The organism is Pseudomonas sp. 2822-17, from assembly GCF_002742485.1.
GTDB classification, from domain to species: Bacteria; Pseudomonadota; Gammaproteobacteria; order Pseudomonadales; family Pseudomonadaceae; genus Aquipseudomonas; species Aquipseudomonas cyclaminis.
In genome coordinates this window covers 42014-65615 of sequence record NZ_LJRZ01000447.1, presented here as the reverse complement: position 1 = coordinate 65615, position 23602 = coordinate 42014, and the positions used below count along the sequence as shown (strand labels likewise).

The 23602-nt window shown below is 59.6% G+C and carries 20 protein-coding genes and 1 pseudogene; 8 read left to right on the top strand and 13 right to left on the bottom strand.

Annotated elements, in window-relative coordinates:
• Window positions 1-314 precede the first annotated feature (314 nt).
• A complete protein-coding gene (locus AOA60_RS16320; RefSeq protein ID WP_099585319.1) occupies window positions 315-1481 on the bottom strand; it encodes a cystathionine gamma-synthase in 1167 nt (388 codons plus the stop codon).
• Complete coding sequence (locus AOA60_RS16315; protein ID WP_099585318.1) at window positions 1478-2854, bottom strand: cystathionine beta-synthase; 1377 nt, start codon at window positions 2852-2854, stop codon at window positions 1478-1480. Before AOA60_RS16315 ends, AOA60_RS16320 begins: the two co-directional genes overlap by 4 nt.
• Before the next feature lie 108 nt (window positions 2855-2962).
• Between AOA60_RS16315 and AOA60_RS33940 the strand changes: the two are divergent.
• Both AOA60_RS33940 and AOA60_RS16305 read left to right on the top strand, forming a co-directional pair.
• Window positions 2963-3073: pseudogene (locus AOA60_RS33940) on the top strand (GyrI-like domain-containing protein); the annotation flags it as partial.
• A gap of 159 nt (window positions 3074-3232) precedes the next feature.
• Window positions 3233-3952 (top strand): GMP synthase, encoded by a 720-nt coding sequence (locus AOA60_RS16305; RefSeq protein ID WP_099585317.1) that lies wholly within the window; start codon window positions 3233-3235, stop codon window positions 3950-3952.
• A 47-nt stretch (window positions 3953-3999) separates the two neighbouring features.
• On the opposite strand, the gene AOA60_RS16300 is transcribed toward AOA60_RS16305, so the two are convergent.
• Window positions 4000-4356 carry a VOC family protein gene (locus AOA60_RS16300; protein WP_099585316.1) on the bottom strand — a complete coding sequence of 119 codons (357 nt, stop codon included), beginning with the start codon at window positions 4354-4356 and terminating at the stop codon, window positions 4000-4002.
• 103 nt (window positions 4357-4459) lie between these two features.
• On the opposite strand from AOA60_RS16300, the gene AOA60_RS16295 reads away from it, so the two are divergent.
• Window positions 4460-5203, top strand: coding sequence for a class I SAM-dependent methyltransferase (locus tag AOA60_RS16295; RefSeq protein ID WP_160385004.1), 744 nt, complete (start codon window positions 4460-4462; stop codon window positions 5201-5203).
• A gap of 65 nt (window positions 5204-5268) precedes the next feature.
• On the opposite strand, the gene AOA60_RS16290 is transcribed toward AOA60_RS16295, so the two are convergent.
• Together AOA60_RS16290 and AOA60_RS16285 are read right to left on the bottom strand one after the other, a co-directional pair.
• On the bottom strand, window positions 5269-6612 hold the full coding sequence (locus AOA60_RS16290) for an MFS transporter (protein ID WP_099585314.1): 1344 nt from the start codon (window positions 6610-6612) through the stop codon (window positions 5269-5271).
• 123 nt (window positions 6613-6735) lie between these two features.
• A complete protein-coding gene (locus tag AOA60_RS16285) occupies window positions 6736-7671 on the bottom strand; it encodes a DMT family transporter (protein ID WP_099585313.1) in 936 nt (311 codons plus the stop codon).
• Window positions 7672-8063: 392 nt separating this feature from the next.
• Here AOA60_RS16285 and AOA60_RS16280 point away from each other — a divergent pair, with 392 nt between their 5' ends.
• The 3 genes from AOA60_RS16280 (at window position 8064) to AOA60_RS16270 (ending at window position 10213) form a co-directional block, all read left to right on the top strand.
• A complete protein-coding gene (locus AOA60_RS16280) occupies window positions 8064-8798 on the top strand; it encodes an AraC family transcriptional regulator (protein ID WP_099585312.1) in 735 nt (244 codons plus the stop codon).
• A gap of 79 nt (window positions 8799-8877) precedes the next feature.
• Window positions 8878-9822 (top strand): DMT family transporter, encoded by a 945-nt coding sequence (locus AOA60_RS16275; RefSeq protein WP_099585311.1) that lies wholly within the window; start codon window positions 8878-8880, stop codon window positions 9820-9822.
• Between the two features lie 91 nt (window positions 9823-9913).
• Entirely contained in the window at window positions 9914-10213 is a 300-nt protein-coding gene (locus tag AOA60_RS16270) for a hypothetical protein (protein WP_099585310.1), read from the top strand.
• 263 nt (window positions 10214-10476) lie between these two features.
• Here the strand turns inward: AOA60_RS16270 and AOA60_RS33350 are convergent, their stop codons facing one another.
• The 6 genes from AOA60_RS33350 to AOA60_RS16235 form a co-directional block, all read right to left on the bottom strand.
• Window positions 10477-10857, bottom strand: a complete 381-nt coding sequence (locus tag AOA60_RS33350) for a hypothetical protein (protein WP_218240675.1) — start codon at window positions 10855-10857, stop codon at window positions 10477-10479.
• 388 nt (window positions 10858-11245) lie between these two features.
• The gene (locus AOA60_RS16255) at window positions 11246-11920 is read right to left on the bottom strand and encodes a hypothetical protein (protein ID WP_099585385.1); all 675 of its coding nucleotides are present in this window, start codon (window positions 11918-11920) and stop codon (window positions 11246-11248) included.
• A gap of 459 nt (window positions 11921-12379) precedes the next feature.
• On the bottom strand, window positions 12380-12691 hold the full coding sequence (locus tag AOA60_RS16250) for a hypothetical protein (RefSeq protein ID WP_099585309.1): 312 nt from the start codon (window positions 12689-12691) through the stop codon (window positions 12380-12382).
• 176 nt (window positions 12692-12867) lie between these two features.
• Window positions 12868-14361, bottom strand: coding sequence for a methyl-accepting chemotaxis protein (locus AOA60_RS34165; RefSeq protein ID WP_099585308.1), 1494 nt, complete (start codon window positions 14359-14361; stop codon window positions 12868-12870).
• A 193-nt stretch (window positions 14362-14554) separates the two neighbouring features.
• Window positions 14555-16714, bottom strand: coding sequence for a TonB-dependent siderophore receptor (locus tag AOA60_RS16240; protein WP_099585307.1), 2160 nt, complete (start codon window positions 16712-16714; stop codon window positions 14555-14557).
• A 187-nt stretch (window positions 16715-16901) separates the two neighbouring features.
• Entirely contained in the window at window positions 16902-17393 is a 492-nt protein-coding gene (locus tag AOA60_RS16235) for an Lrp/AsnC family transcriptional regulator (RefSeq protein ID WP_099585306.1), read from the bottom strand.
• Window positions 17394-17514: 121 nt separating this feature from the next.
• On the opposite strand from AOA60_RS16235, the gene AOA60_RS16230 reads away from it, so the two are divergent.
• Window positions 17515-18549, top strand: coding sequence for a histone deacetylase family protein (locus tag AOA60_RS16230; RefSeq protein WP_099585305.1), 1035 nt, complete (start codon window positions 17515-17517; stop codon window positions 18547-18549).
• A 61-nt stretch (window positions 18550-18610) separates the two neighbouring features.
• A complete protein-coding gene (locus tag AOA60_RS16225; RefSeq protein ID WP_099585304.1) occupies window positions 18611-20014 on the top strand; it encodes an amino acid permease in 1404 nt (467 codons plus the stop codon).
• On the opposite strand, the gene AOA60_RS16220 is transcribed toward AOA60_RS16225, so the two are convergent.
• Window positions 19971-22532: an autotransporter outer membrane beta-barrel domain-containing protein gene (locus AOA60_RS16220; protein ID WP_099585303.1), complete on the bottom strand. Its 2562-nt coding sequence runs from the start codon at window positions 22530-22532 to the stop codon at window positions 19971-19973. The genes AOA60_RS16225 and AOA60_RS16220 overlap by 44 nt on opposite strands.
• 250 nt (window positions 22533-22782) lie before the next feature.
• A complete protein-coding gene (locus AOA60_RS16215; RefSeq protein WP_099585302.1) occupies window positions 22783-23544 on the bottom strand; it encodes a PIG-L deacetylase family protein in 762 nt (253 codons plus the stop codon).
• Window positions 23545-23602: the final 58 nt, after the last annotated feature.

The following is a 23602-nucleotide window of genomic DNA, read 5'->3' as shown; positions in this document are numbered from 1 at the left end:
CTCCTTAGGGTGGGCAGGCTTCTGTGCTAAGTGGGCTCCTTAGGGTGACCAGGCCTCTGTGCTAAGTGGGCTTCTGTGGTGAGCGGGCTTGCCCCGCGCTGGGCTGCGAAGCAGCCCCAATAACAAACACCGCGTAGCATCAGCAAGGGCCCGATCGCCCGGGTTTAGGGCGGCTTCGCCACCCAGCGCGGGGCAAGCCCGCTCACCACAGAAGCCCGCTCACCACAGAACCTCACTTACCAAGGAACCCTGCCCACCATAAGAACCCTGTTCACCACAAGAAGCCCGCTCACCACACAAACCCGGTGGCGCAGTTAGATGCGGGCCAACGCCTGCGCCAAATCCGCCCGCAGATCTTCCACATCCTCAACCCCCACCGACAACCGCACCAGCCCGTCACCAATGCCCAACTGCGCCCGCATTGCCGCCGGGATGCTGGCATGGGTCATGATCGCCGGATGTTCGATCAGGCTTTCCACGCCGCCCAGGCTTTCGGCCAGGGCGAAGATCTGCACGTTCTCCAGAAAGCGTGTGGCGCCAGCCAGGTCGCTGTTCAGGTCCACTGAAATCATCCCGCCGAACCCGCGCATCTGCTGGCAGGCCAAGGCGTGCTGTGGGTGAGAAGCAAGACCGGGGTAGTAGACCCGCGACACCTGCGGCTGCTGTTCCAGCCAGGTGGCCAGGTCCAGGGCGTTGCTGCAATGACGCTCCATGCGCAGGGCCAGGGTTTTCACGCCGCGCAGGGTCAGGAAGGCGTCGAAGGGGCCGGCGATGGCGCCCACTGAGTTCTGTAGAAAGCCCAGGCGTTCAGCCAGTTCGGGGTTGTCGCCGACAACGGCAATGCCGCCGATCACATCGGAGTGGCCATTGAGGTATTTGGTGCTGGAGTGCACCACCACATCAACGCCCAACTCCAGCGGGCGCTGGATCCATGGGCTGGCGAAGGTGTTGTCGGCCACGCAGATGATCCCGCGGGCCCGGCAGATGCGTGCGATGGCGGCCAGGTCAGTGAGGCTCAACAGCGGGTTGCTCGGCGTTTCGACCCAGACCATGCGCGTATCGTCTTGCAGCGACGCTTCAAACGCCAGTACATCACTCAAATCCACAAAGCTGAAACGGTGCCCGGCGCTGCGTTGGCGCACCTTGTCGAACAGCCGAAAGGTGCCGCCATACAGGTCATTGCCGGAGACGATATGCGCGCCCGCGTCCAACAGTTCCAGCACCGTGGAAATCGCCGCCAGCCCGGATGCAAAGGCAAACGCCTGGCTGCCGCCCTCAAGGTCCGCCACGCAACGCTCCAGAGCGAATCGCGTGGGGTTGTGGGAGCGGCCGTAGTCGAAGCCTTTGTGCACGCCGGGGCTGTCTTGCAGGTAGGTCGAATTGGCGTAGATCGGCGGCATCAGCGCGCCGGTGGTGGGGTCGGGGGACTGCCCGGCGTGGATCACACGGGTGGCAAACGCGCTTTTATCGGGCGGGCTCATGCAAGGGATCTCCGCAGGTGGTTGAGCAGGTCGACGCGGGTGATCAGGCCGTAAAAGCCGTCTGCGTCGGCAATGATGGCGACCAGGCCGCGATCCAGTTCGGCTTGCAGTTCGATCAGGCTGGCGCTGGGGGCCAGGGTTTGCAGGTGGTCGGTCATGGCGCTGGCGACGATCATCGTGAAGTGCGCGGCGTCGTGGTGCAGGCCCAGCAGGATGTCGGACTCGTCGATCACCCCCACCAGTTCACGGCCGTTGACCAGCACCGGCAGTTGCGACACATCGGCCAGGCGCATGCGCTGGAAGGCGGTGAGCAAGGTGTCGTCGGGGCTCACGCTGATCACGCGGCCGTCTTCGAAACGGCGGGCGATCAGGTCACGCAGGTCGCCGTAGTGGGTGTAGCGCAGCAGGCCTGCGTCGGTCATCCATTGGTCGTTGTAGACCTTCGACAGGTACCGTGTGCCGGTGTCGCACACAAAGCTGACCACGCGCTTGGGCGTGGTTTGTTCACGGCAATAGCGCAGCGCGGCGGCGAGCAGGGTGCCGGTGGAAGAACCGCCGAGAATACCCTCGGCCTTGAGCAGTTGGCGGGCGTGGTCGAAGCTGTCTTCATCACTGATGGAATAGGCGTGGCGCACGCTGGACAGGTCGGCAATCGACGGGATGAAATCCTCGCCGATACCTTCCACGGCCCACGACCCAGGGGTGATCAACTGGCCGCTGCGGCTGTATTCGGCCATCACCGAGCCCACCGGATCGGCCAGTACCATCTCCAGTTCCGGTTGCACGCGCTGGAAGAAACGGGTCAGGCCGGTGAGCGTGCCTGCCGAGCCGACTCCGACCACGATTGCATCCACGTCGTGCTGGGTTTGCGCCCAGATCTCCGGCGCGGTGCTGGTTTCATGGGCCTGGGGATTGGCCGGGTTGTTGAATTGGTCGGCGAAGAATGAACCGGGAATGTCCTGGGCCAGGCGTGCGGCGATGTCCTGGTAGTAATCGGGATGGCCCTTGCCTACATCGGAGCGGGTGATATGCACCTCGGCGCCCATGGCCTTGAGGTGCAGCACCTTTTCGGTGGACATCTTGTCCGGCACCACCAGTACCACGCGGTAACCCTTGGCCCGGCCCACCAGCGCCAGGCCCAGGCCGGTGTTGCCGGCCGTAGCCTCAATGATGGTGCCGCCGGGGCCCAGGCGGCCGTCGCGTTCGGCGGCGTCGATCATGGCCAGGCCAATGCGGTCCTTGATGGAACCGCCGGGGTTCTGGGACTCCAGCTTGAGGAACAGCGTGCAGGGGCCGGTATCGAAGCGACTGACGCGAACCAGTGGCGTGTTGCCGATCAGTTCGAGTACGGCGGGGCGTGAAGGTGTGGGCATGTCGTCACCTGGGTACGCAAGGCAGACATGAAACAGTAGGTCGGTATTGGTTGAGTCGCAACCGGGCGGTCGGCTTGCTGTCTTTTTTCGGCGCATGGGCGACGCTGTGCCTGTGGCGAGGAGCTTCGCGACCAGCCCCTGTTTTTCGAGTACCTGAGCATTTACCCCGAGACGCCGCAGGATCAATGGCAAACCGATATTTATGTGCCGTTGCAGTAGCGCTGGATGTGAAGGCGGCAAGGGTTCATGAGAGCTGATGCAGATGAATCTTGCTAATGACACAAAGTGTCATTATTATTTATTTGTGTCTTTGTCGGTGGTCCGTAAGGGCTTGGTTCTGATGGTCATGCGACGTTCGTTGAATCTGAGGGTGAAGAATTGAAAGTCCATTTTTTGGTGCATGAATCCTACGAAGCCCCCGGTGCATTTGAGGACTGGGTAAAAGCTCGCAGCTATCAAGCCACTTATTCCCGCGTGTACCTGCAGAATGCGCTGCCAGCCAGCGCAGCATCGTTCGACCTGTTGGTGGTGTTGGGTGGCCCACAAGATCCGGCAACGACGCAGGCGCAATGTGCGCATTTCAATGCCGTTGCCGAGTGTGCGCTCATTAATGAAGCCATTTCGGCCCGACGTGCTGTGGTTGGAGTGTGCCTGGGGGCGCAATTGATCGGTGAAGCCCTGGGCGCGACGTTCAGCCACAGTCCCGAAAAGGAAATTGGCAAGTTCCCGATTTACCTGAGCCAGGACGGCTCGGCGAATCCGAAGTTCGCGCATTTTGGGGAAACCTTGGACGTCGGCCATTGGCACAACGACATGCCAGGGCTCACGCCGGATGCAAAAATCATCGCGCGAAGTGAGGGTTGTCCGCGTCAGATCGTCGAATACACCCCTTTGGTCTATGGCTTCCAATGCCATATGGAACTCACACAAGACGTCGTGGAGCAGTTGATCCAGGCATCCGATGTGCAATTGCGAACGCTGGTTGATCAGCGATTTGTTCAGCAACCCGCCGAGTTGCGGGCCAACGAATACGATGAAATGAACCAGAAGCTGTTTTTGTTTCTGGACAAGTTGGTGGCCGATTACCACGCACGATAAAAAGCGAGGCAGGTCACAGGCCTGCCTCTGTTTGGTTGAGCGTCAGCTTAGGGTTGTACGCTCCATACCGCCAATTCATACCCATCCGGATCAATGAAGTGGAACCTGCGCCCGCCGGGGAACGCAAACGTCTCGCGGATTATCACAGCGCCTGCGGTCTTGATCCGCTGCTGCGTGCCTTCCAGGTCATCGGCATACAGAATCACCAACGGCCCACCCGGTCGAACCGGCTCTCCCGTCGTGAACCCGCCCGTCAGCCGGCCATCGCTGAACTCGGTGTAGGCCGGCCCGTAATCCACGAATGTCCAGCCGAACACTGCGCCGTAGAAGGCTTTGCTGCGGGCGATGTCGCCTACGTTGAATTCGATATTGTCGATCTGTCGGTCATGACCATGAACGCTCATGGTTGCCTCCTTGGCGGATGATTGAGGTGCGAGTGTAGCGGTTCTCGCGCTGGACTGAGTTACCATGCCGCCGCGAAATTCCCGCCGACCGCTCTGGCCACCTATGTCCTCCAATGCGCTGTACACCGACCTGTCCATCTATTACGACCTGATGTGTGCCGACATCGACTACCGCGCACAAAGCCACAGCGTGCACCGCCTGCACCAACTGTTCGGCAATGGCGGACGCCGGCACCTGGACCTGGCCTGCGGTACCGGCCCTCACGTGCGCCATTTCCTCGACTTCGGCTACCGCAGCGCCGGCCTGGACATCAGCCAGCCGATGCTCGACCTCGCCCAACGGCGCTGCCCCGAGGCACTGTTCAGCTGCCAGGACATGGCGGGTTTCCAGGTGGACGACGCGCAAGATCTGATCACCTGCTTTCTCTACTCGACCCATTACAACGCCAGCCTGGCCCAACTGCGCGCTTGCCTTGCCAGCGTGCACGCTGCGCTCGCTGAAAACGGCGTGTTTTGCTTCAACGCGGTGGACAAGCTGCACATCGACAACCGTTTGCTGGTGCGCCATAGCGTTGAGTGGGAAGGCAGCCACTTCACTTTCGGTTCCGGCTGGCACTACAGCGGGGCAGGTGAGCAGCAGGCGTTACGCCTGAGTATCGAGAAGACCACGGCGGGCGTGACGCAGGCTTGGCAGGACGAGCACGCTATGGTTGCGCTGAGTTTCGTCGAGTTGCAGCAATTGCTGCAGGTGCATTTTGAAGTGCAGGTTTTTGAGCATGACTATGAGCGGATTACGCCTTGGGCTGGCACGACCGGGAACGCGTTGTTTGTGTGTGTGAAGCGCTGAGGATGCGCCTGCGCTCTGTTGTTATGGCTTGCCCGCCGCCGTCGCGGGCAAGCCTGTAGCGTTTTTTAGGCCTGACGCGAAAGCACCGTCGCCGCGCGTTTTTCTTCCGAACCCACATCATGCAGCGAGATCCTCGACGTCTCCGGCAACGCCAACCCGCCTGCCAGTGCCAACACGGCCACCGCAATCAGATAAAACGCCGGTGACAGGTTGCTGCCCGTGGTGCTGATCAACCACGTCGCCATCAGCGGCGCGGTGCCGCCGAAAATTGTATAGGCCATGTTGTAGGTGATCGCCGAGGCGGTATATCGCGTCCGAGTCGGAAAGGTTTCCGAGAGCAACGCCGCCGTGACCACTCCACACAACACCGCACCCACCGCAAGCAGCATCACCCCCACAATCGATGCTGCGAACGACCCGGAACTGGCCATCAGGAACGATGGATACACCACCACCATCAGCAACACGCAGGCCGTCATCACCGTGACCCGACGCCCGACCCGGTCCGAATACAGCCCCGCCAGCGGGCAGATCGCCGCGGCGAAAATCAGCGCGATCAGCGACACCAGCAACGCCACCGCCCGACTCAGTCCGCCTGCCACTTGCAGGTACGTCGCAAAGTAGGTGGTGAACATATAAAACGACAACGCCGTCAGCGACACAAACGCGCCCAGGCAGCAGATCGCCGCGCCGTGGTTGCGCAAGGTTTCCTTGAGTGGAGAGTGGGCAACCGCGTGTTCCTGCTTCACGGCCTGGAAGGCCGGCGTCTCATCCAGTTTCCAACGCAGATACAGCCCCACCAAACCCAGTGGTGCGGCGATCAGGAACGGCAAGCGCCAGCCCCAGCTGCCCATCGCCTCGGCGGACAACGACGCTTCCAGGGCGTACGCCACCACCGCGGCGGCGGCGAACGCGGAGAACGTGGACACCGGCACGAAACTGCCATACCAGGCGCGTTTGTCGCTCGGCGCATGCTCCATCAAATAGGCGCAGGCCCCGGCGTATTCGCCCCCGGCAGAGAAACCCTGGGCGCAGCGGATCAACGACAACAGAATCGGCGCTGCGACGCCGATGGCGGCATAAGTGGGCAACAGGCCAATCAAGGTGGTCGCGCCGGCCATCAGCAAAATCGTCATCGCCAGGGTGCGCTTGCGGCCGATGCGGTCGCCCAGCATGCCGAAGAAAATCCCGCCCAACGGCCGAAAGGCAAAGGCCACGGCAAACACGGCAAACGTCTTGAGTAGCGCCGCGCTGGCGTCCCCACTGGGGAAAAATTGTTGGGCGATGGTCGTGGCGAGGAAACCGTAGACGGCGAAATCAAACCACTCGACGAAGTTACCGATGCCGGCGGCGATGATGACTTTTCTCAGGGTTTGGGGGCTGACCTGTTCGGTGGATGAGCTCGTCATGGGTGAAGGCCTCGGAGTGCGCAGGGGGATGCCTGATTATCCGAGGTGGTGGGCGGGCGGCGGGGTTCAAAAGAGGCCTGCGCGTAGTCAGCAGCGACTTCTTCGCGCCGGGACCGGCCCGCTTCAGGCCTTGGCGGAACGCTGGGCGGACTTGCGATACGTCAGCAGCACAATCCCCGTCACCACAATGACGCCGCCGGCCACCTGCCCGGCGCTGAGCATTTGATCGAGCACGAGCCAGCCCATCAGCAGCGTCGCCAGCGGCTCAATGTTCATGACCGGCGCATTGCGCGGCATATCCAGGCGCGGCACCGACATGAACAGCACGATAAAACCGGTGCCATACAGCACCACCAACGTCGCCAGCGCCAGCCAGCCGGTCGGCGACGCTGGCGGGTTAAGGCCGTTGGCAAGCGCGCCACTCCAGCCAGCAAGGTTCACGCTGCTGAACACAATGAAGATCGTCAGCAGGCTGCGCACCGAACCCCGTACCTGGGACAACTTGTGATCGGTGATCCACAGCGCGCAAGCGAACACGAAGGCGGCGCAGAGGGCGAGGGTAACGCCCAGCAGCCATTGCGGGCCGATGTCGGCGTCGGCCGAGAGCCGAGTCGGCACGTCCAGCACAAACACCAACCCCACCAGAATCAAACCCATCAGCAACGCGGTGCGCGCCGTCGGGCGTGGACCGCCTAATGCCCAGGTCAGCAGCGCCAGCAAAATTGGGAAAACGTTAGCCACCAACAACGCCAGCGCGACCGGTACGCGGGCCACGGCCGAGTAAAGGCAGAGGCTTTGGGCGGTAATGAGTAGCCCCAACAGCAACTGCCAACGCCATGCTCCCGAAGGCAGGCGCACACTCTGGCGTTGCCAGAGCACCAGCGCGCCGAGCACCAACAAAGTGCCGCCAGAGCGCAGCAAAATGGCCAGGAGCACACCGGCGCCATCGTCGAAGGCGACGCGAGCGGCGATGTGGTTGCCGGCGAAGGCACAGCCCATGCAGAGCAGTATCATTACGGCGACGTGGCGGGGGAAAAGGGCGGGGGCAGGGGGTGTCATGGTAAGGGCTCGGACAAGGGGTGCCATCGTCGGGAATGGCGATTTATTTTTATGGTCATCGTACAACTGTGTTGTAGGTTTGTAGCGTGTTTCAAGCGAAGGGGCAAGCGAGGATTTACAGAATACCCCAGCATATGGGGCTTGTAGGGTTGGCTTAGGATGTTTGGATGATTTCGCGGCGGGGCGGACGTATTCAATTTTTGGCAGGTTTGGCGGTAGTTGTATGATGTTTTAGGCAAAAATTGGGGGCGCCGCCATTTTTTTTAATGGGGTCTGCCGATCAACGGTCTGATCCGTAAATGTTAGAATCAGTTGCAAGCCTGACCTAACCTGGGTGCAAACTGGCGTTATGGGACAACCTTGGATAACCAGATGGGCCGGAAGGTGCAGTAATGTTTCTAAGCCTTGAAGTTCGCAGCTATGAGAGGGAAAACCCTCACCCTCACCACCACCACGAGTATGCTCAATTGGTACTGCCGATTCGTGGCGAAATGGAAATTGACGTAAACGGTCGCGGCGGCTGCATTGATCAGTCATTGGCAGCGCTTGTGACACCTGGCTCGATCCACTCGCAGCAAACTAACCTCGATAGCCGGTTTCTAGTTTTGGACTGTGCGCCGATGACCCTGGAAACGCTCCAGATAGAGCGTCTTGCTCAGAAAATTTATGTGCCCATTTCGCCCGCAACTCGTCGGCTTATAGAGTTCGCTGAGCTAATCGGCAACGCACAGCTGTCCATCGCTGCTTCCCAATTGGGGCCTTTGCTTTTGTCGTCCCTAAATTCCGACATCTCTTGCTTTCCAGACCCCATGGAGCAGTTGATCGCCCGTCTTCGGGCGGATCCTGGAGCCAACTGGAGCAATGAGGCTATGGCTCAAGTAGCAAGAATGAGCATGAGTCAGTTGCACCAGCGATTCCGGCTATCGTTCGAGATGAGTCCGCAAGCCTGGTTGACCGATCTACGCCTGCAAGAAGCTCAACGATGGTTGCGTGGAACCTCATTAACCATATCCGAGATTGCCTTGCGTGCTGGCTTTTGCGATCAGGCATCGCTTACCCGTGCCATGCAGCGCGTGAGGGCCACGACCCCGGCGGTTTATCGTAAAACGCAAAAACAGTCTGGGTAAAAAATTCCGCAGTTACCGACAATACTCCCTGAATCAGTTGCTCCAGACTTCATCCATTACGCTTTGGAGCGCGGATGAAATGTTTGCTGATCGGTCACTGTTAAAGGGCATTGTCTACGGAGTTTGCGCGGGCCTGTGTTGGGGAGTGATTTTCCTCGGCCCCCAGCTCACCCCGGGCCTGAGCGGCCTGCAATTCGCCGTTCTGAGATTTCTCTGCTACGGCGCGATTTCGGTGGCCTTGCTTATGCCTCGCTGGAGGCGCGTTTGCGCCAATCTCACTATGGCCGACTGGAAGTCACTCTTCTGGCTTAGCCTGATTGGGAACCTCATCTACTACACGCTGGTGGGCACCGGTGTGCAGTTGGTTGGCATTGCCACAACGTCTCTGATCGTCGGACTCATTCCGGTGTTCGTCACATTGGCAGGGCGTCATGACATCAACGCCGTTTCTTTGCGCAAGCTCACTCCCTCGCTGTGCTGCGCAGTGGGCGGGGTCACACTTATCAGCTGGCACGCACTGATCAACGGCGACAGGCCCGATACACTGACAAACATTGCCGGAATTCTATGCGCGGCGGGCGCGTTAATGACATGGAGCTGGTTCGCAGTGAGCAACGCTCGGCGGCTGGCTCAGGTAGCCAGCGTTTCCGCCCATGACTGGGCACTGCTGACAGGGGTCATGACTGGCGCTCAATCACTGCTTTTGGCGGTACCTGTCCTGGGTTGGCAGGTCGGAACGCATGGCAACTCCGAATGGCTACACTTTGTCATGGTAGCCGGTGGCGTAGCGTTTTTATCTTCGGTTGTGGGTAATGCGTGCTGGAACCAGGCGAGCCGACTTCTACCACTGGCACTAAGCGGACAAGTGCTCGTGATTGAGACGTTAGCGGCGCTGTTTTTAGGATTTCTATGGGAGCATCGGCTGCCCGACTCATATGAAATTGCGGCGATTGCACTTTTGGTCACCGGTGTCATGTGGTGTCTGAATTGTCATCGTACTCCCCGTCACTCTCCGGCTGTTTAGCTCTTACAGAGCCGCTGAACGACATGAATGCTGACTGCACCTAGATGACTTAGCCGGACGCATACCTCTGAATGGACAATTAGGAACGTTTATGAATAATCTCGCGGACATAGCTTTGAACTATCTTTGGACGCTGAATTTTTCAAGCGATGATTTAGGGTTTGACGAAGATTGGGTAGTAAAAGAAATTGAGTCTATGTCTCATGAGATGGAACATAATTTCACTGACGCAGAGCGTCAAGCTCTCAAGGAGTCTGCAAGCCGAGCTTTGACGAGGTGGCTGAGGGAGCCTGATGAGCACGGCTATACGCCACGCAAACTTCTTAAACCAGAACAAAGAATTTTTCTAGAGTGTATTGCATCAGGAAAATTTAGCGGCCCAGAGCTCTGATTACTTCAAGCGGGCAACGCGGCCGGTTGAAAAAAGAAATAGCGTTATTCAGTCTCACCGTTCGACATCGTGATGTCGGGTCGCAAAGTCAGTCAACAGCTGGTTCTGGCCAACTGTCGCTGATCGCGAAGGGCTGCAATGGGTCGACTGCTGACCTTTCTTACAGGCAGAAATCGACCGTGAGCTGCCTTTCACCTGCCGACAGAAAGATACTCAACATACCCTGCTAACAAGACAAATTAAAACGGACACAGACGTAAAAACTACTTAAACCTATCTGGAACGTACTCTTGCCTTTCAACTAGTTTTAGCGCTTCCAAAATATCTTCCAAGAAGTGAGTTAGCTCCTCTTTAGATTCACAAACTGTTAGAGTCGCTATTTCGGAATTGCAAAGGCGCTCTTTGATAATGCGCATGCAATCTGCATAAACCATTAGTTCCCCTTCAGACAGGCGCAAATTAAATAACGTCACACTGGCAATACACTCTTTTTTCAGAATATCCATTACTCCCCATTTAACATAGTCAGAAAATTTAGATTGAAATGCCTTAAGCTCGTCTGAATCGCCCCTGATTTCCTGGAGGCATCCGACTGGCTCCTTTTGGCCGACAGCTGCCGTTCGCGACCAGCGGCTTTTGGCCAAAAGCAGACGTTCATGATCAACCGCTTTCGACCCATAGCGGACAGCCTGGACCGCAATCGGGGGAGCACAGAGTGTGATAGCACGACAGGCCATTTCGCTATTACACACGCTGCTGCCCTGCCTCCGTAAGCAGTGTGTGCAGTTTTTGCCTGACCGATTCGGCAAGCATGCGAAGGGTAGCGTTGAAACTCTTGCTCAGCGGCTTGCGGAGTTTGGGTGAAGCCACGACGCATTGGTTGCGGCATTCGTGCTTCAGTCATCTGGCCCAAGCCACGGGCGATCTGGTGATGGTGCGCTCTTTAGCTGGGCATGCCCGCCTATCCCCACAGCCGTAGGCTTCGATTCAGAGGCTTTTCCTACAGAGCTTTTGGTACCTTTTGCACCCTATTCAACCTTTCAGCGCTGGCAAAGACAGCACGTCATCGTAATTTGGCCAGTCTTCCCTTGCGCGCTTGAGCACACCTTGCATCAACTCGTCCAACTCAGGCACTGGCTGTTCGGACGGCAATTGATCAAAGGGCGCGGCCAACAGCGGATGATCAATCTTCTGCGGATTGGCTAAACCTTCCCACTGGCGCAGGCGCAGGATATAGAGAATTTCCACCGGCACGCGCTCCAAGTGCCAGTCCTGATTGAAGTCGTAAGAATTCTTCTGGCTTTCTTTGCCTGTTTGCCAAGTGTGGCGGTCACACGCGGCCAACAGACAGGGCATCAGGTCGTCGGGGCTGGGAGTGCGCCACTTGGCCAACAAGGCTTCGTAGATGGGTTCGTCGTAAGCATAAGCAGGCCATTGATGCGAGACATCGCCCACCCAATCGGCAAACACACGCAGCATAAAGGCTTGGGCACGGCGGTGTTGCTCTTCGTACTCAATCACTAATTGATGCCCACGGTTGAGAGCCGCATGGGTGAGATAGCCCTGATGGATGACGGCATCCTTCCAGCCTAGGATCGCCATGGCGACCATCATATTGGTGGCGGTTTGGATGCTGTAGTTTTGGCGGCGTCGTTTGTTGCCTGCCGCTTTGGCAATAATGTCGAACTGGCCCGCCCAGAAGAACAACTGCCAAATTCCTACTTGGTAATAGCGCAGCCAATGGGCCAATTCCAGAAGCCATTGCGGGTTATCTGGTGCGGTTGCCAATACCTTGTGGGCTCGTGTGACGGCCATCCATTCGGAGCTGCTACGCGTAACGTTGTCACTATTCGGCACAGGCATTGATGGCTTCGCAAATGCATCGCCGCGCTCAACATATTCACGGATGCCATTCAACTCGTATTCATCTGAGACGTCTGGCCCCTTAGCTATGCGCCCCAGCACACTTTTGTAAGAAGGCCATTTCGGGTTTACGCCCGCGCGCTCGCACTGAATTATTTCTTGGACCATGGTTCCACCTTAAATTCTGCTATACCTGACCAATTCCAGTCGGATGCCGAGGGGCTGCAATGGGTCGGAAGCGGTCAGTCGCGACAGGCCTCTATCGACCCAAAGCTGCCTCTCAGAGAGCTAAAACTGAGGTTGTCACTCGTCAAACAGAGTCCAGCCATGGCAAATGCCGTCAAAGTCTTTTGCCGTAAAAAATAATACAAGTTCCTCGGGGTTAAATTTTGTGTACAGCCAGTGCCCAGGAACAGGGCCTCTCGTTATCACGTATTCCAAGCGGTACTTTTGAACGGCTGCAGAACTGAGAGAAGCTGAATTCAACTCAAATCTGTCACCTTGATTGAGCGCCCATAGCTTTCCAACAAGGCTGTCATCAAGTATCACCTCTTCAGCTGTCTCCATCAGATGCCGTGTATGCAGTTTTTTTTGAAGCCTAACGCTTCTGCCCATGGATCAACCTACCAATAAACAGTCCGAAGATCAGCATGATAATACTGGAACGCGGAGATGACCGCTCTGGGGCTATTTCAGCCGGTTCCGACAGGCAGCTATTGGCCGATTTCTGCCCATCGCGACCGGCAAAAACCGACCCATAGCTGTCGCTCAGCAGGGGCAGAAACGCTACCTCACTGATGAAACCGGCGCCCCAACGCATCCAGCCGCACTGCAATCGGCGGCAGTTGTTCGCTGCTCCGCGCCAGCATCTCCACATCGTCTGCGGTGCTTTGGGCAATGCCCTGCACCGACTGCAACCGCCCGACAATTTCCAGGTTTGCTGAGCTCTGTTCCCGCGAGGTGGTGACGATTCGTCCGTTCAGCGCATCGATCTGGCTGATGTCATTGCCCACCGCCCTTAGCATGTCCACCGCGACCTGGCTGTCTTCCACGCAGCGCTCTACGCCTTGGCGGCTGTCGTGCATGGCTTCGACGGCTTCGCGGCTGCCTTGCTGCAAGCTGTCGATGATGGTTTTGATTTCCTGGGTGGAGACGGCTGTGCGTTGCGCCAGGCTGCGTACTTCGTCGGCGACAACGGCGAAGCCGCGGCCTTGTTCGCCGGCGCGGGCGGCTTCGATGGCGGCGTTGAGGGCGAGGAGGTTGGTCTGGTTGGCGATGCTGCTGATGACTTCGAGCACCGAGCCGATCTGTTCGGCCTGCACGGCCAGGCCTTGGACGGTCTGGTGGGTGCCGCTGAGGCGCGTGGCCAGTTGGGTGATTTCGTGTTGGGCGCGGCCGACGCTTTCCTGGCCGCGCAGGATTTGCTGGCTGGCGACGCCGGCGTGTTCTACGGCTTCCTCGACGTGCACCGTAATGTTGCCCATGGCGTGTTCCATGCGCTCCATGGAGTCGGTCATTTGCGCAATTTCGGCGAGTTGGTGGCGCGCGCCTTTTTCAAGGGTGCCGCTGGCGTGGGCCAGTTCCTGGCCGAGTTGGCCGAGGCCGTGGGAGTCGCGGGCGACCCCGTCGATGAGGCCGGTGATCTGGTGCAGGAAGTGGTCGAAGCGTTTGGCCAGGGAGACGTGCACCTTGCCTTCGCCCTGGGCGGTTTCCACGGTGAATTGGGTGGTGACGGCGAGCATCTTTTCGAGCATTTCCTGGCTTTCGACGGCTTCGGCGTGGCTGTGCACGGCGAGGTAGAGCAGGGCGACGGTTTCCATCACCACGTAGAAGGCGTGCACAAACACCATGGTCCAGCCGCCATGGTGTTCCATCACGAACACCGGGAAACCTTGATGCTGCAAGGCATGGAAGACTACGTGGTGCACGGCGATGGTGAGTGCGGCCACCAGGATCGGCAGCCAGTCGCGGTAGAACGTCAGCACCGCCAGCAGGGCGAAAATCCCGAAGTGGGATTCGATCACGCCCTGGGCCTGGTTGATGTGCAGCGCGGCCATGATCATCAGGCCCGCGCCGAGTGCGCAGCGCATTGCCCGGGTGCCGCCGATGGCGCGGTAGAGCGCGGTCAGCACCACACTGGTGCAGCCACCGACGACGATTGCCTGGGCCAGGGTGTCGTGCCAGAACGCCAGGCCTACGGAGAACAGTGTCATCAGCCAGATCAGCGCCAGCATGATGCGGTCGGCCTTGCGGTAGTGCTCTAGGAAGCGCGCGTGGACAGGCATTCACTCTTACTCCATGTGGTCTGGCCAGGAACAAAGCATGCGGCGTGCCACGATGGCGCGCGGGTACAGAGCAAAGCAGGTATCAGGTTTTTTTCAGGATCGGGGTGCCAAAAGGCTTATCGGCATTTGTGGTGGGGACTTTAAGTGCCGCAACAAGAGGAAAGGCTGCCCGAGCGGGCAGCCTTGATGAGGGTCAGAAGCTGTACTTGGCCGTCAGCATCATGTTGCGCGGGTTGCCGTACGAGTCGCCGCCGTAGCTCACGGAGTTGGCAATCGACGAATAGTAGCTGCGGTCGAAGATGTTGTTGGCGTTGAGCTGCAGGTCCAGATGGTCGTTGACCCTGTAGCCGGCCATCAGGTCGGTGACGGCGTAGGCGCCTTGTTGCAGGCGGTAGGTGCTGCCGTCGGCCAGTTTGATGTCGTTGTACATGCGGCTCTGCCAGGAGATGTTGCCGCCCACGCGGAATTTTTCCAGCGGGCCCTGGAGGTTGTAGCGGGTGGTCAGTTTGAACAGATGCTCCGGGGTGTCGGTGTCGTACTGCTTGTTGACCTTCTCCGGGCTGGCTTCATCCTTGATGGTGTGGGTCCGTGCGTAGGTGTAGCCACCGCCGACCTGCCAGTTGTCGGTCAGGGCGCCTTGCAGTTCGAAGTCGATACCCTGGCTGCGGATCTCGCCGGAGGCTTCATAGCACTCCGTCTGCGGGCAGTTCTGCACGGTCACTTGGCTGGCACGGTTTTCCTGGTCGACACGGAACAGTGCGACGCTCGCATTCAGCGCGCCGCCCAGGTATTCGCCCTTGACGCCGACCTCGTAGTTCTTGCCGACGATTGGCTTGACCGGCGTGCCGGAAATGTCCTTGGCGCTCTGCGGCGTGAAGATGTCGCTGTAGCTGACGTAGACCGAGTGATGGTCGTCCAGCTCGTAGATCAGGCCCGCGTAGCGCGTCAGGTTGCGGGTGACTTTGTAGTCGCCGCTGTTGCTGCCGTGGGCATCGTAGTCGTACCAGTCCAGGCGCCCGCCGAGGATCAGCTTCAGCGGGTCCGCCAGGCTCAGGCGGGTGGTGACGTAGACGCCGTCCTGGGTGGTGATTTCGCGGGTGTCGGAGGTGTGCACGAAGTCCGGTTTGCCGGCGTTGATCGGCCAATTGGTGTCGTACGGGCTGTAGTCGTGGCTGGTCATGTCGTAAATGCGGCGGCTGGCGCCGACTACCAGCTCATGGCTGCGCCCGAATGCCTGGAACGGGCCGCTGACAAACGCGTCGACGCCGGCCTGGTTCTCGTCGTAGGCGGCTTGGTAGACGGTTCGTCCCAGCGACTTGTCCGCCGCCCAACGCGATTGGTAGGAGCCCGAGAACAAGGCTTTCTGCTCGGCATAGTTGGCGTTGACTTGCAGCTTCCAGTCGTTGGCCAGGTTCTGGCGCAGTTCGGCGAAGACCGTGTTGATCTCCTGGTCCTTGTTTTCCCAGTCGGTGCCGGGGTTGTAGGAACGGGGCAGGTCGAGGTGATGGCCGTCCTGGCCGATCATCGAGGAGCCCCAGAAATAGTTGGTCTTGTCCTTCTGGTTCGAATAACCGAGGGTCAGGGTGGTGTTTTCGCCCAGGTCGGCTTCGGTGACGGCATAGAACAGGCCGTGATATTCCTCGGCGTTGTCGATGAAGCTGTTGGCGTCGCGGTAGGAGGTGACGACGCGACCGCGCCAGGTGCCGCTGTCATTGAGCGGGCTGGAGGCGTCGAGTTCGCCACGATAGTCGTCCCAGCTGCCAGCGGCGCCGGTGAGGGTGACTTTCTGTTCATCCAGTGGGCGTTTGCGGATCAGGTTGATGGCGGCCGATGGGTTGCCCGCGCCGGTCACCAGGCCGGTGGCGCCGCGTACCACTTCAACGCGGTCGAACATCGCCAGGTTTGGCTGCGCCCCCACTGAAGCGCCGTTATAGCCGCTCGGAATGCCGTCGTACATCAGGTTGTCGATGTCGAAACCGCGTGAGGTGTAGGACTGCCGACCTGGCCCGTTGGAGTAGTTCAGGAACAGCCCTGGCGTGGCATTGACCACGTCGTTGATGCTGGTCATCGCCTGGTCATCCATGCGCTGGCGCGTAATCACGGTGACGGCTTGTGGCGTTTCACGCAGGGTGAGCGGCAGTTTGGTCGCGGTTTTCATTGCGCCGGTGGTGTAGGACTGCGTGCCCTCGGTGGTTTCGCCCAACTGCTGTTCGCCGGAGATTTGGGTGGCGCCCAGTTCCAGCGTGGTTGCCGCGGCTTCGGCGGCGAGGGCCGCGTGCGAGGTAGCCAGGCAGACCGCCAACGCAATCAAACTGGGTGTAAAACCTTTACCGCCGGATGGGTGCACAGACATGGAACGGACTCTCCCCTAGAGTGCCGTCCCTGGCGAATAATAAAAGTGTTGATAATTATTCGCATCAGTTTGCCAGATTGATTCTGTAGGAAAAAGCCTTTGGGAAGAATTAGTTAACGAATTTTTCACATGTACGCAGCAGGCGATTAGCCATCACCGGCCGCTGTTGAACGCTTTTGTACCGGGCTCAATCGCGCGTCCCAATCGCCACCCGGCTCGTCGCTTTTACCTCGCGCAGCGCCAGGCTCGACTGGATCGACGCAATCCCCAACTGCCGCCTCAACACGCTTTCGACAAACTCGCTGTAGCTGTCCAGATCTTGCGCCAACACCTGCAACAGGTAATCGGCATCCCCCGTGATCTTGTGACACGACAGCACCTCGGGCAGCTCTTTGATCACCGCTTCAAAGGCGTCCGGCGCGTGGTCGGTGTGGATGGCAAAGCGCACATGCACAAACGCCAGGATGTCCAGGCCGAGCAGCTTGCGATCCAGGTTGGCCTGATAGTCCTTGATCACGCCTTCTTCTTCCAGGCGCTTGCGGCGACGCCAGCAGGGCGTAAGGCTCAGTGAGAGGCGCTCGCTGAGTTGGGCATTGGAAATGCTCGCGTCTTCCTGCAGCAAGGCAAGGATGGCGAGATCGGTGTCATCAAGAACGACCTGTTTGGTTTTATTTTTCATATCTGCTCGGGCCTGGGGTAAAAACACCCGATAAAACTACCAGTGCCAGAAGTAAAAGCAAAGAAAGTCCCAAACTGCCAGAACAAAATAGAGCCTGACTTTCACTGGCGGATATCTACACATGTTGACTGTTTTCAGCGATGCCCACCGTTTGCACCACGGCACCGAATTGAAGGATGGCGTACTCAAGCCATCGTTCGAGCAACCGAGCCGCGCCGACACCGTACGTGACCGCGTCCAGTTCGTCGGGCTAGGCGATATCATCGTGCCGCGTACCTTCGACCGTGCCTGTTACGTCAATGCCCACAGCGAGCGCTACGTGGCGTTTCTCGAAAGCGCCTGGGCCGAATGGACGGCCATCGGCCGCAGCCATGACGCATTGCCGCTGGTGTGGCCGGTGCGTGACCTGGCTAACCAGCAGGTGCCGGACTTCATCGACGGCAAGCTGGGCTTCTTTGCCATGGACGCCGGTTCGCCGATCACCGCCACCACCTGGAACGCGGTCAAGACCAGCGCAGACATCGCGCTCACCGGCCTGGCGCTGATCGACGAAGGCCACCACAGCGCCTTCGCCCTGTGCCGCCCACCCGGTCACCACGCGGCCCGCGAATACATGGGCGGTTATTGCTACCTCAACAACGCCGCGATTGCCGCGCAACAGGCCATCACCCAGGGCGCCAAGCGCATCGCGGTACTGGATGTGGATTTCCATCACGGCAACGGCACGCAGAATATTTTCTACGACCGCCCGGACGTGTTGTTCATCTCCCTGCACGGTGAACCGGCGGTGTCCTATCCGTACTTTTCCGGCGCTGGCAGCGAGCGCGGCGTGGGTGCCGGGGAGGGCTTCAACCTGAATTATCCACTACCGAAAAACACCACCTGGGATCGCTACAAAACCGCGCTGATCGATGCGTGCCAGCGGCTAAAACACTTCGCCCCTGACGTGCTGGTGATTTCCCTCGGCGTCGACACGTTCAAGGACGACCCCATCAGCCACTTCCTGCTCGACAGCGACGACTTCCTCGGCATGGGCGAGATCATCGCCAGCGTGGGCGTGCCGACGCTGTTCGTGATGGAAGGCGGCTACATGGTCGATGAGATCGGCATCAATGCCGTCAACGTGTTGCACGGTTTCGAAAGCCGGACCGCCTGATAACCACGACCGCTGCATTTTTCTTCTGCCAAAACTCAAAAACATAACAAGAGGTTTTGTGATGAAAACAACCACGCCCGGACTGTGTGAAAAGCCTGCGTTGCAACGCACCCTGAGCAACCGCCATATCCAGCTGATGGCCATGGGCGGAGCGATCGGCACCGGCCTGTTCATGGGCTCCGGCAAGATCATCGCGCTGTCCGGCACCTCGATCATCCTGATCTACATGATCATCGGGCTGTTCGTGTATTTCGTGATGCGCGCCATGGGTGAACTGCTGCTGTCCAACCTCAACTTCAAGAGTTTTGCCGACTTTGCCGGCGCGTACCTGGGGCCGCGCGCGGCGTTCTTTCTCGGCTGGTCGTACTGGCTGAGCTGGAGCGTGGCGGTGGTGGGGGACGCGGTGGTGGTCGGCGGATTTTTCCAGTACTGGTTCCCGGACGTGCCGGCGTGGATACCGGCCGTGGGCATGCTGTTGACGCTGTTTGCGTTGAATGTGCTGACGGTCAGGCTGTTCGGCGAAGTGGAATTCTGGTTTGCGATCATCAAGATTATCGCTGTGGTCACTCTGATTGGCGTGAGCGCGGTGCTGATCGCCAGTTCGTTTGTTTCGCCCACCGGGGTTACCGCGTCGTTGAGTCACTTGCTGGATAAACAGGCGGCATTCCCCAATGGCCTGTTCGGTTTTTTTGCCGGGTTCCAGATGGCGATCTTTTCCTTTGCCGGCACCGAGCTGATCGGCACCGCAGCCGCCGAAACCCGCGCACCGGAGAAGACCTTGCCCAAGGCGATCAACTCGATTCCGCTGCGGATCATCCTGTTTTACGTGCTGGCATTGGCGTGCATCATTGCGGTGACGTCGTGGCACCAGGTGTCGCCGAGCAAAAGCCCGTTCGTTGAGTTGTTCCTGGTGGCGGGGTTTCCGGCAGCGGCGGGGATCGTCAATTTCGTGGTGCTGACCTCGGCGGCGTCCTCGGCCAACAGTGGGGTGTTTTCCGCCAGCCGGATGCTGTTCGGCTTGTCTGATCTAGGCGACGCACCGGGTATCTTCCGGCGATTGTCGAGCAGCAGCGTGCCATTTATGAGTCTGGCCTTTACCACGCTGTTGATGTTGCTCGGCCTGGTCCTGCTGTTTGTCGTGCCGGAGGTGATGACCGCCTTCACCATCGTGTCGACGGTCTCGGCGATCCTGGTGATTTTTACCTGGTCGACCATCCTTGCGTCCTATATTGCCTATCGCAAAAAACGCCCTGACCTGCATGCCGCCTCCACCTACAAAATGCCCGGCGGCGTGCCGATGGCGTGGTTCAGCCTCGGGTTTCTGGCATTCGTGCTGTGCCTGCTGGCGTTGCGGCCGGATACACGCCTGGCGCTGTGCGTGATGCCGGCCTGGTTTGTCTGGCTGGCGATTGTCTACCAGGTCAGAACTCCATTCTCAGGCCAACCGTCCCTTGGCGGCCGTTGAAGGTGTTGCTGTCCAGGTTGCGGTTGTAGCCCATCTCGCCGTAAACACTAATGCCCGTGGCCACCTTCAGCGTGGCCCCGACATTCACGTCCAGTGTGGTGGACTTCTGCTCGGTGTCGATGTCGGTGACGTCGGCAAAGGTCACGGTGTTTTGCCCGGCGCTGTTGTGCCAGACGTTGGCCCTGACATAAGGCTGCAGCGGCATGCCACGCACTTGATAGTCGCCCCGCAGGCGGATCCCCAGGCGCGTGGTGAGGTTGGTGTCGGCGTCGTAGGACACATCGGAAATCCCATCGTGCTGGCTATCGAGTTTGGTCTTGCTGGCGATCACCTGAGCCTGGGGTTCCGCGACCCAGTTGGTCGTGATCGGGATCGGCCAGCCGACTTCGGCTGAGGCCGTAACGTTGCGCCCACGGGTTTTCATTTTCACGCCCCGGTCAGACTCGTTGTTGCCATTGAAGCGCGTACCCATCAATACCAGGTCCAGGTAGGCCTGGTTCGCGCCGATCAGCGTCCAGTAGATTCCCAGGCTATCGCCGCGCAAGGTGGTCTTGCCCGCGGCCTTGTCCTCCCAGCCACCATTGAAACCTTTGACGTTGCCCTTGAGGCGGCTGTGGCCGACGAAGAACCCGGCGCGCTGCTGGCCGTTGCCCAGCGGGCTGGCGTACACATCGGTGCCCACCTGGAAGCCTGTCACCGAGCTGTCCAGCGTCGGGCTGACGGTGCCGGCGAAACTCTGGCGACTGCTGCTGCCATACACCCGGCCCCAGCCCGCGGCCAATGCGCCGGTTTGCTGTTGCTGGCTCTGGTCACCCATACGCTGATGAAACGTGCCGAGCATGCCTTGCACCAGTTGCTGTGCGGCGGGAAACAATGCGGCGTAGATCGGCACTTCCGGACGGTAGATCGGAATTGGGGTCACTCCGGGGTTGGTGGGCAGCGGTGGCTCACCGGGCACGGGCACCGGCAATGGCGCGATAATCACCGGGTCCGTCGGCGTCACCGGGATGGTCGAGCGCAGGTAGTAGTTTTCTGCGGTACCGGCGGTGACGCCGCCCTTGAACACGTAGTAATTGAACGCGCCGGCAGACACCGGTTTGCTGGTAAAGGCGATGCCGCCACCGGTGGCGCCGTTGAGCGCCTGTACCACCTGGATACCATCTTGCAGCGTCTCTGCACCGGCGCCGCCGAGGTTGGTCACGTGGATCTTCGTACTGCCCTGGATAGTGCCCTGGCTGATCACCAGTTTGTCGCTGGGCGAGCCGTCGCCGCCCAGCACACTTTGCAACGCGAGTTGGCCGCCGCTGGAGTTGTAGTTGCCGTTGACCGTCAGGGTATCGCTGGTGCTGGAGCTTGCGGTGGTCATGTCGATCAGGCTGCTGTTGTTCAGGGTCACCACTCGGTCTGCGATAAACGGGCTGATGACCCCTGTGCTGACCCGTAACACGCTGCTGTCGTGCAGGTTCAGGGTGCCGGTGCCGGTACCGCTATCACCGAGGGTGACGGTGCCGCCCAAGTCAAGACTGGCACGGTTATCCAGGTTCACAACTTCCCAATTCACATACCGTTCGGGTGTACCGAGTTGGCTGTTATCCAAGGTCAGCGTATCGGTACCCAGGCCGCCGTCCACGCGGGGTGTGGGGAGCACGACGGCCTCTGTCAGGTTGGCCAGCAATGCAGCATCGTTATCGTCGCCCATCAGCACCGCCGAGAGAATTTGCCCGCCGCCATTCCACTCAAATTGATCAGCCCCCGCACTGGCACGGATTTCCCCCTGGACGGTGCCGCCGGTCACGGTAATGTTGTCGACACCGCCACTGACGCTGATATTGCCGCCAATGAAACTGTTTCCTGAGACCCGGATGTCATCGTTGCCAAACCCTGTGACCAAGTTGCCGAGGATCCTGCCCCCACGCATATCAAACACGTTGTCGTCGAGCTTCATGTCGACCCGCCCGATAGTGCCTCCTGTCATCAACGCGTGGTCGCCATCCTCGAAGGCCCCGGTGATGGTGCCCGCACTCATGGTGAAGGTATCGAGCCCATCCCCTTGGGCCAGCGACGCGATTGTCCCGCCGCTCATGGCGAAACTGTCTATTCCGGCGCCCTGGCTGATGCTCAGCGCTTGCCCGCCACTGATCTGGACGATATCGGCTCCGGCGCCCTGATTCACCGCGGACTGGACCCGGCCTTGGAAGAGCCGGAAGATATTCGCGCCATCGCCCATGTTGACGCCCCCGGCGCCAATCACGGCATCCGGCGTATTGAGCTCAATCAGGTCGTTCCCGGCACCGTAGGTCACGCCCGTCACACTGCCGTTACCGGTGGAAAAGATCAGGCTGTTATTGCCTTGGGTGTCCACTAAGTTGCCGGCGGCGCCACTGTTGCAGTTGATCACGTCATCTCCTGGCGTGATTGTCAACGTGCAGGCCTGCGCGCTATCAGGCCAGGCGGCCAACCAGGACGCTGCAGCAATGGCCATGCTCAGGCAGGCCAGCGGGGGAAGTCGTTTGCTCATGATCTATCCTCGCTCAATGCGATCTATCTTCACGGTGCCTGAGGGCAGGCACGGTTAAAGACCATGGCAACAACGAACGCGATACGGACCAGGGACGACGGCTTACCTGAATCTGAAAACACCGGCCAATGCAAAGGGTTGGCATGGCTTTCTCGACTGCACCTGAACCTGTGCAGCGCTTTTTGCACCTTAGACGGACATCTCTGGTGGCGCTACTGTGAGAAATAACAGGTACAGACGAGTGAGCGGCTCACGCGAACACGATCTCGTAAGGCTCGCGCATGCGTTCCAACAGCACCTGCGCCAGCGTCGGCGCCAGCCCGATCAGCGGGTCACCCACTAGCTGGCTCGCATAGGCATGGGTCGCGTGGAGTTTGCGCGCCACGCTCCAGGTATCCAGGCGCACCTTGCGCGCCCGTTGCCAGGGGATGATCGCGCTGTCACGCGCGGGCCAGTGCCAGGCCCGGATCGGCAGCTCATACAGCTGCGCACCGACCAGATTGCATGCCTTGGCACTGGCACGACCGACCGCGTCGTGGTCGGGGTTGCCGTCGTTGCGCCAGGTGGTGAACACCACATCCCCGGCTTGCAGGTAACGGGCAATGAATTGGCTCAGTTGCGGTTCACGGGCCGCCAGGGCGTTGTCGCAGAAACCGCCGCGAATCCACTTCAGGCTGTGCATGGGCATACCCAGGCGACGCAGCGCTTCGGCACTTTCCTGGGGCCGCACCACGCTCAAGCGGCTGGCCGGCCACACATGCGAGCCGGGGTGGCTGGCGCTGCCGTCGGTGATGGAGATCAGTTGCAGCGGGTATTCAAGGGTGCTGAGCAGTTGGAGCATACCGCCGCAGGCCAGCACTTCATCGCCGGGATGGGGGGCGATGACCACCACGCGCGCGCCGGCGGGGACCAACGAGGTTGCCGAGATAGGGGCGATTTGCGCCAGCTGCGGTGCGCTGTTCCAGATTTGCGCGGGGCCGCGACGGCCTTCACTGAGGGAGGCAGGCTTCATGAGAATTACATCCTTGTCGATTGGTGCTGGGTCGTGCCCCGTTGACGGGACGACTCTA

Bases quoted from the DNA above. Each gene is read 5' to 3' on its own strand.
- AOA60_RS16320 (WP_099585319.1), bottom strand. From the start codon at position 1,481: ATGAGCCCGCCCGATAAAAGCGCGTTTGCCACCCGTGTGATCCACGCC.
- AOA60_RS16315 (WP_099585318.1), bottom strand. From the start codon at position 2,854: ATGCCCACACCTTCACGCCCCGCCGTACTCGAACTGATCGGCAACACG.
- AOA60_RS16300 (WP_099585316.1), bottom strand. From the start codon at position 4,356: ATGAGCGTTCATGGTCATGACCGACAGATCGACAATATCGAATTCAAC.
- AOA60_RS16295 (WP_160385004.1), top strand. From the start codon at position 4,460: ATGTCCTCCAATGCGCTGTACACCGACCTGTCCATCTATTACGACCTG.
- AOA60_RS16290 (WP_099585314.1), bottom strand. From the start codon at position 6,612: ATGACGAGCTCATCCACCGAACAGGTCAGCCCCCAAACCCTGAGAAAA.
- AOA60_RS16285 (WP_099585313.1), bottom strand. From the start codon at position 7,671: ATGACACCCCCTGCCCCCGCCCTTTTCCCCCGCCACGTCGCCGTAATG.
- AOA60_RS16280 (WP_099585312.1), top strand. From the start codon at position 8,064: ATGTTTCTAAGCCTTGAAGTTCGCAGCTATGAGAGGGAAAACCCTCAC.
- AOA60_RS16275 (WP_099585311.1), top strand. From the start codon at position 8,878: ATGTTTGCTGATCGGTCACTGTTAAAGGGCATTGTCTACGGAGTTTGC.
- AOA60_RS16270 (WP_099585310.1), top strand. From the start codon at position 9,914: ATGAATAATCTCGCGGACATAGCTTTGAACTATCTTTGGACGCTGAAT.
- AOA60_RS16250 (WP_099585309.1), bottom strand. From the start codon at position 12,691: ATGGGCAGAAGCGTTAGGCTTCAAAAAAAACTGCATACACGGCATCTG.
- AOA60_RS34165 (WP_099585308.1), bottom strand. From the start codon at position 14,361: ATGCCTGTCCACGCGCGCTTCCTAGAGCACTACCGCAAGGCCGACCGC.
- AOA60_RS16240 (WP_099585307.1), bottom strand. From the start codon at position 16,714: ATGTCTGTGCACCCATCCGGCGGTAAAGGTTTTACACCCAGTTTGATT.
- AOA60_RS16235 (WP_099585306.1), bottom strand. From the start codon at position 17,393: ATGAAAAATAAAACCAAACAGGTCGTTCTTGATGACACCGATCTCGCC.
- AOA60_RS16230 (WP_099585305.1), top strand. From the start codon at position 17,515: ATGTTGACTGTTTTCAGCGATGCCCACCGTTTGCACCACGGCACCGAA.
- AOA60_RS16225 (WP_099585304.1), top strand. From the start codon at position 18,611: ATGAAAACAACCACGCCCGGACTGTGTGAAAAGCCTGCGTTGCAACGC.
- AOA60_RS16220 (WP_099585303.1), bottom strand. From the start codon at position 22,532: ATGAGCAAACGACTTCCCCCGCTGGCCTGCCTGAGCATGGCCATTGCT.
- AOA60_RS16215 (WP_099585302.1), bottom strand. From the start codon at position 23,544: ATGAAGCCTGCCTCCCTCAGTGAAGGCCGTCGCGGCCCCGCGCAAATC.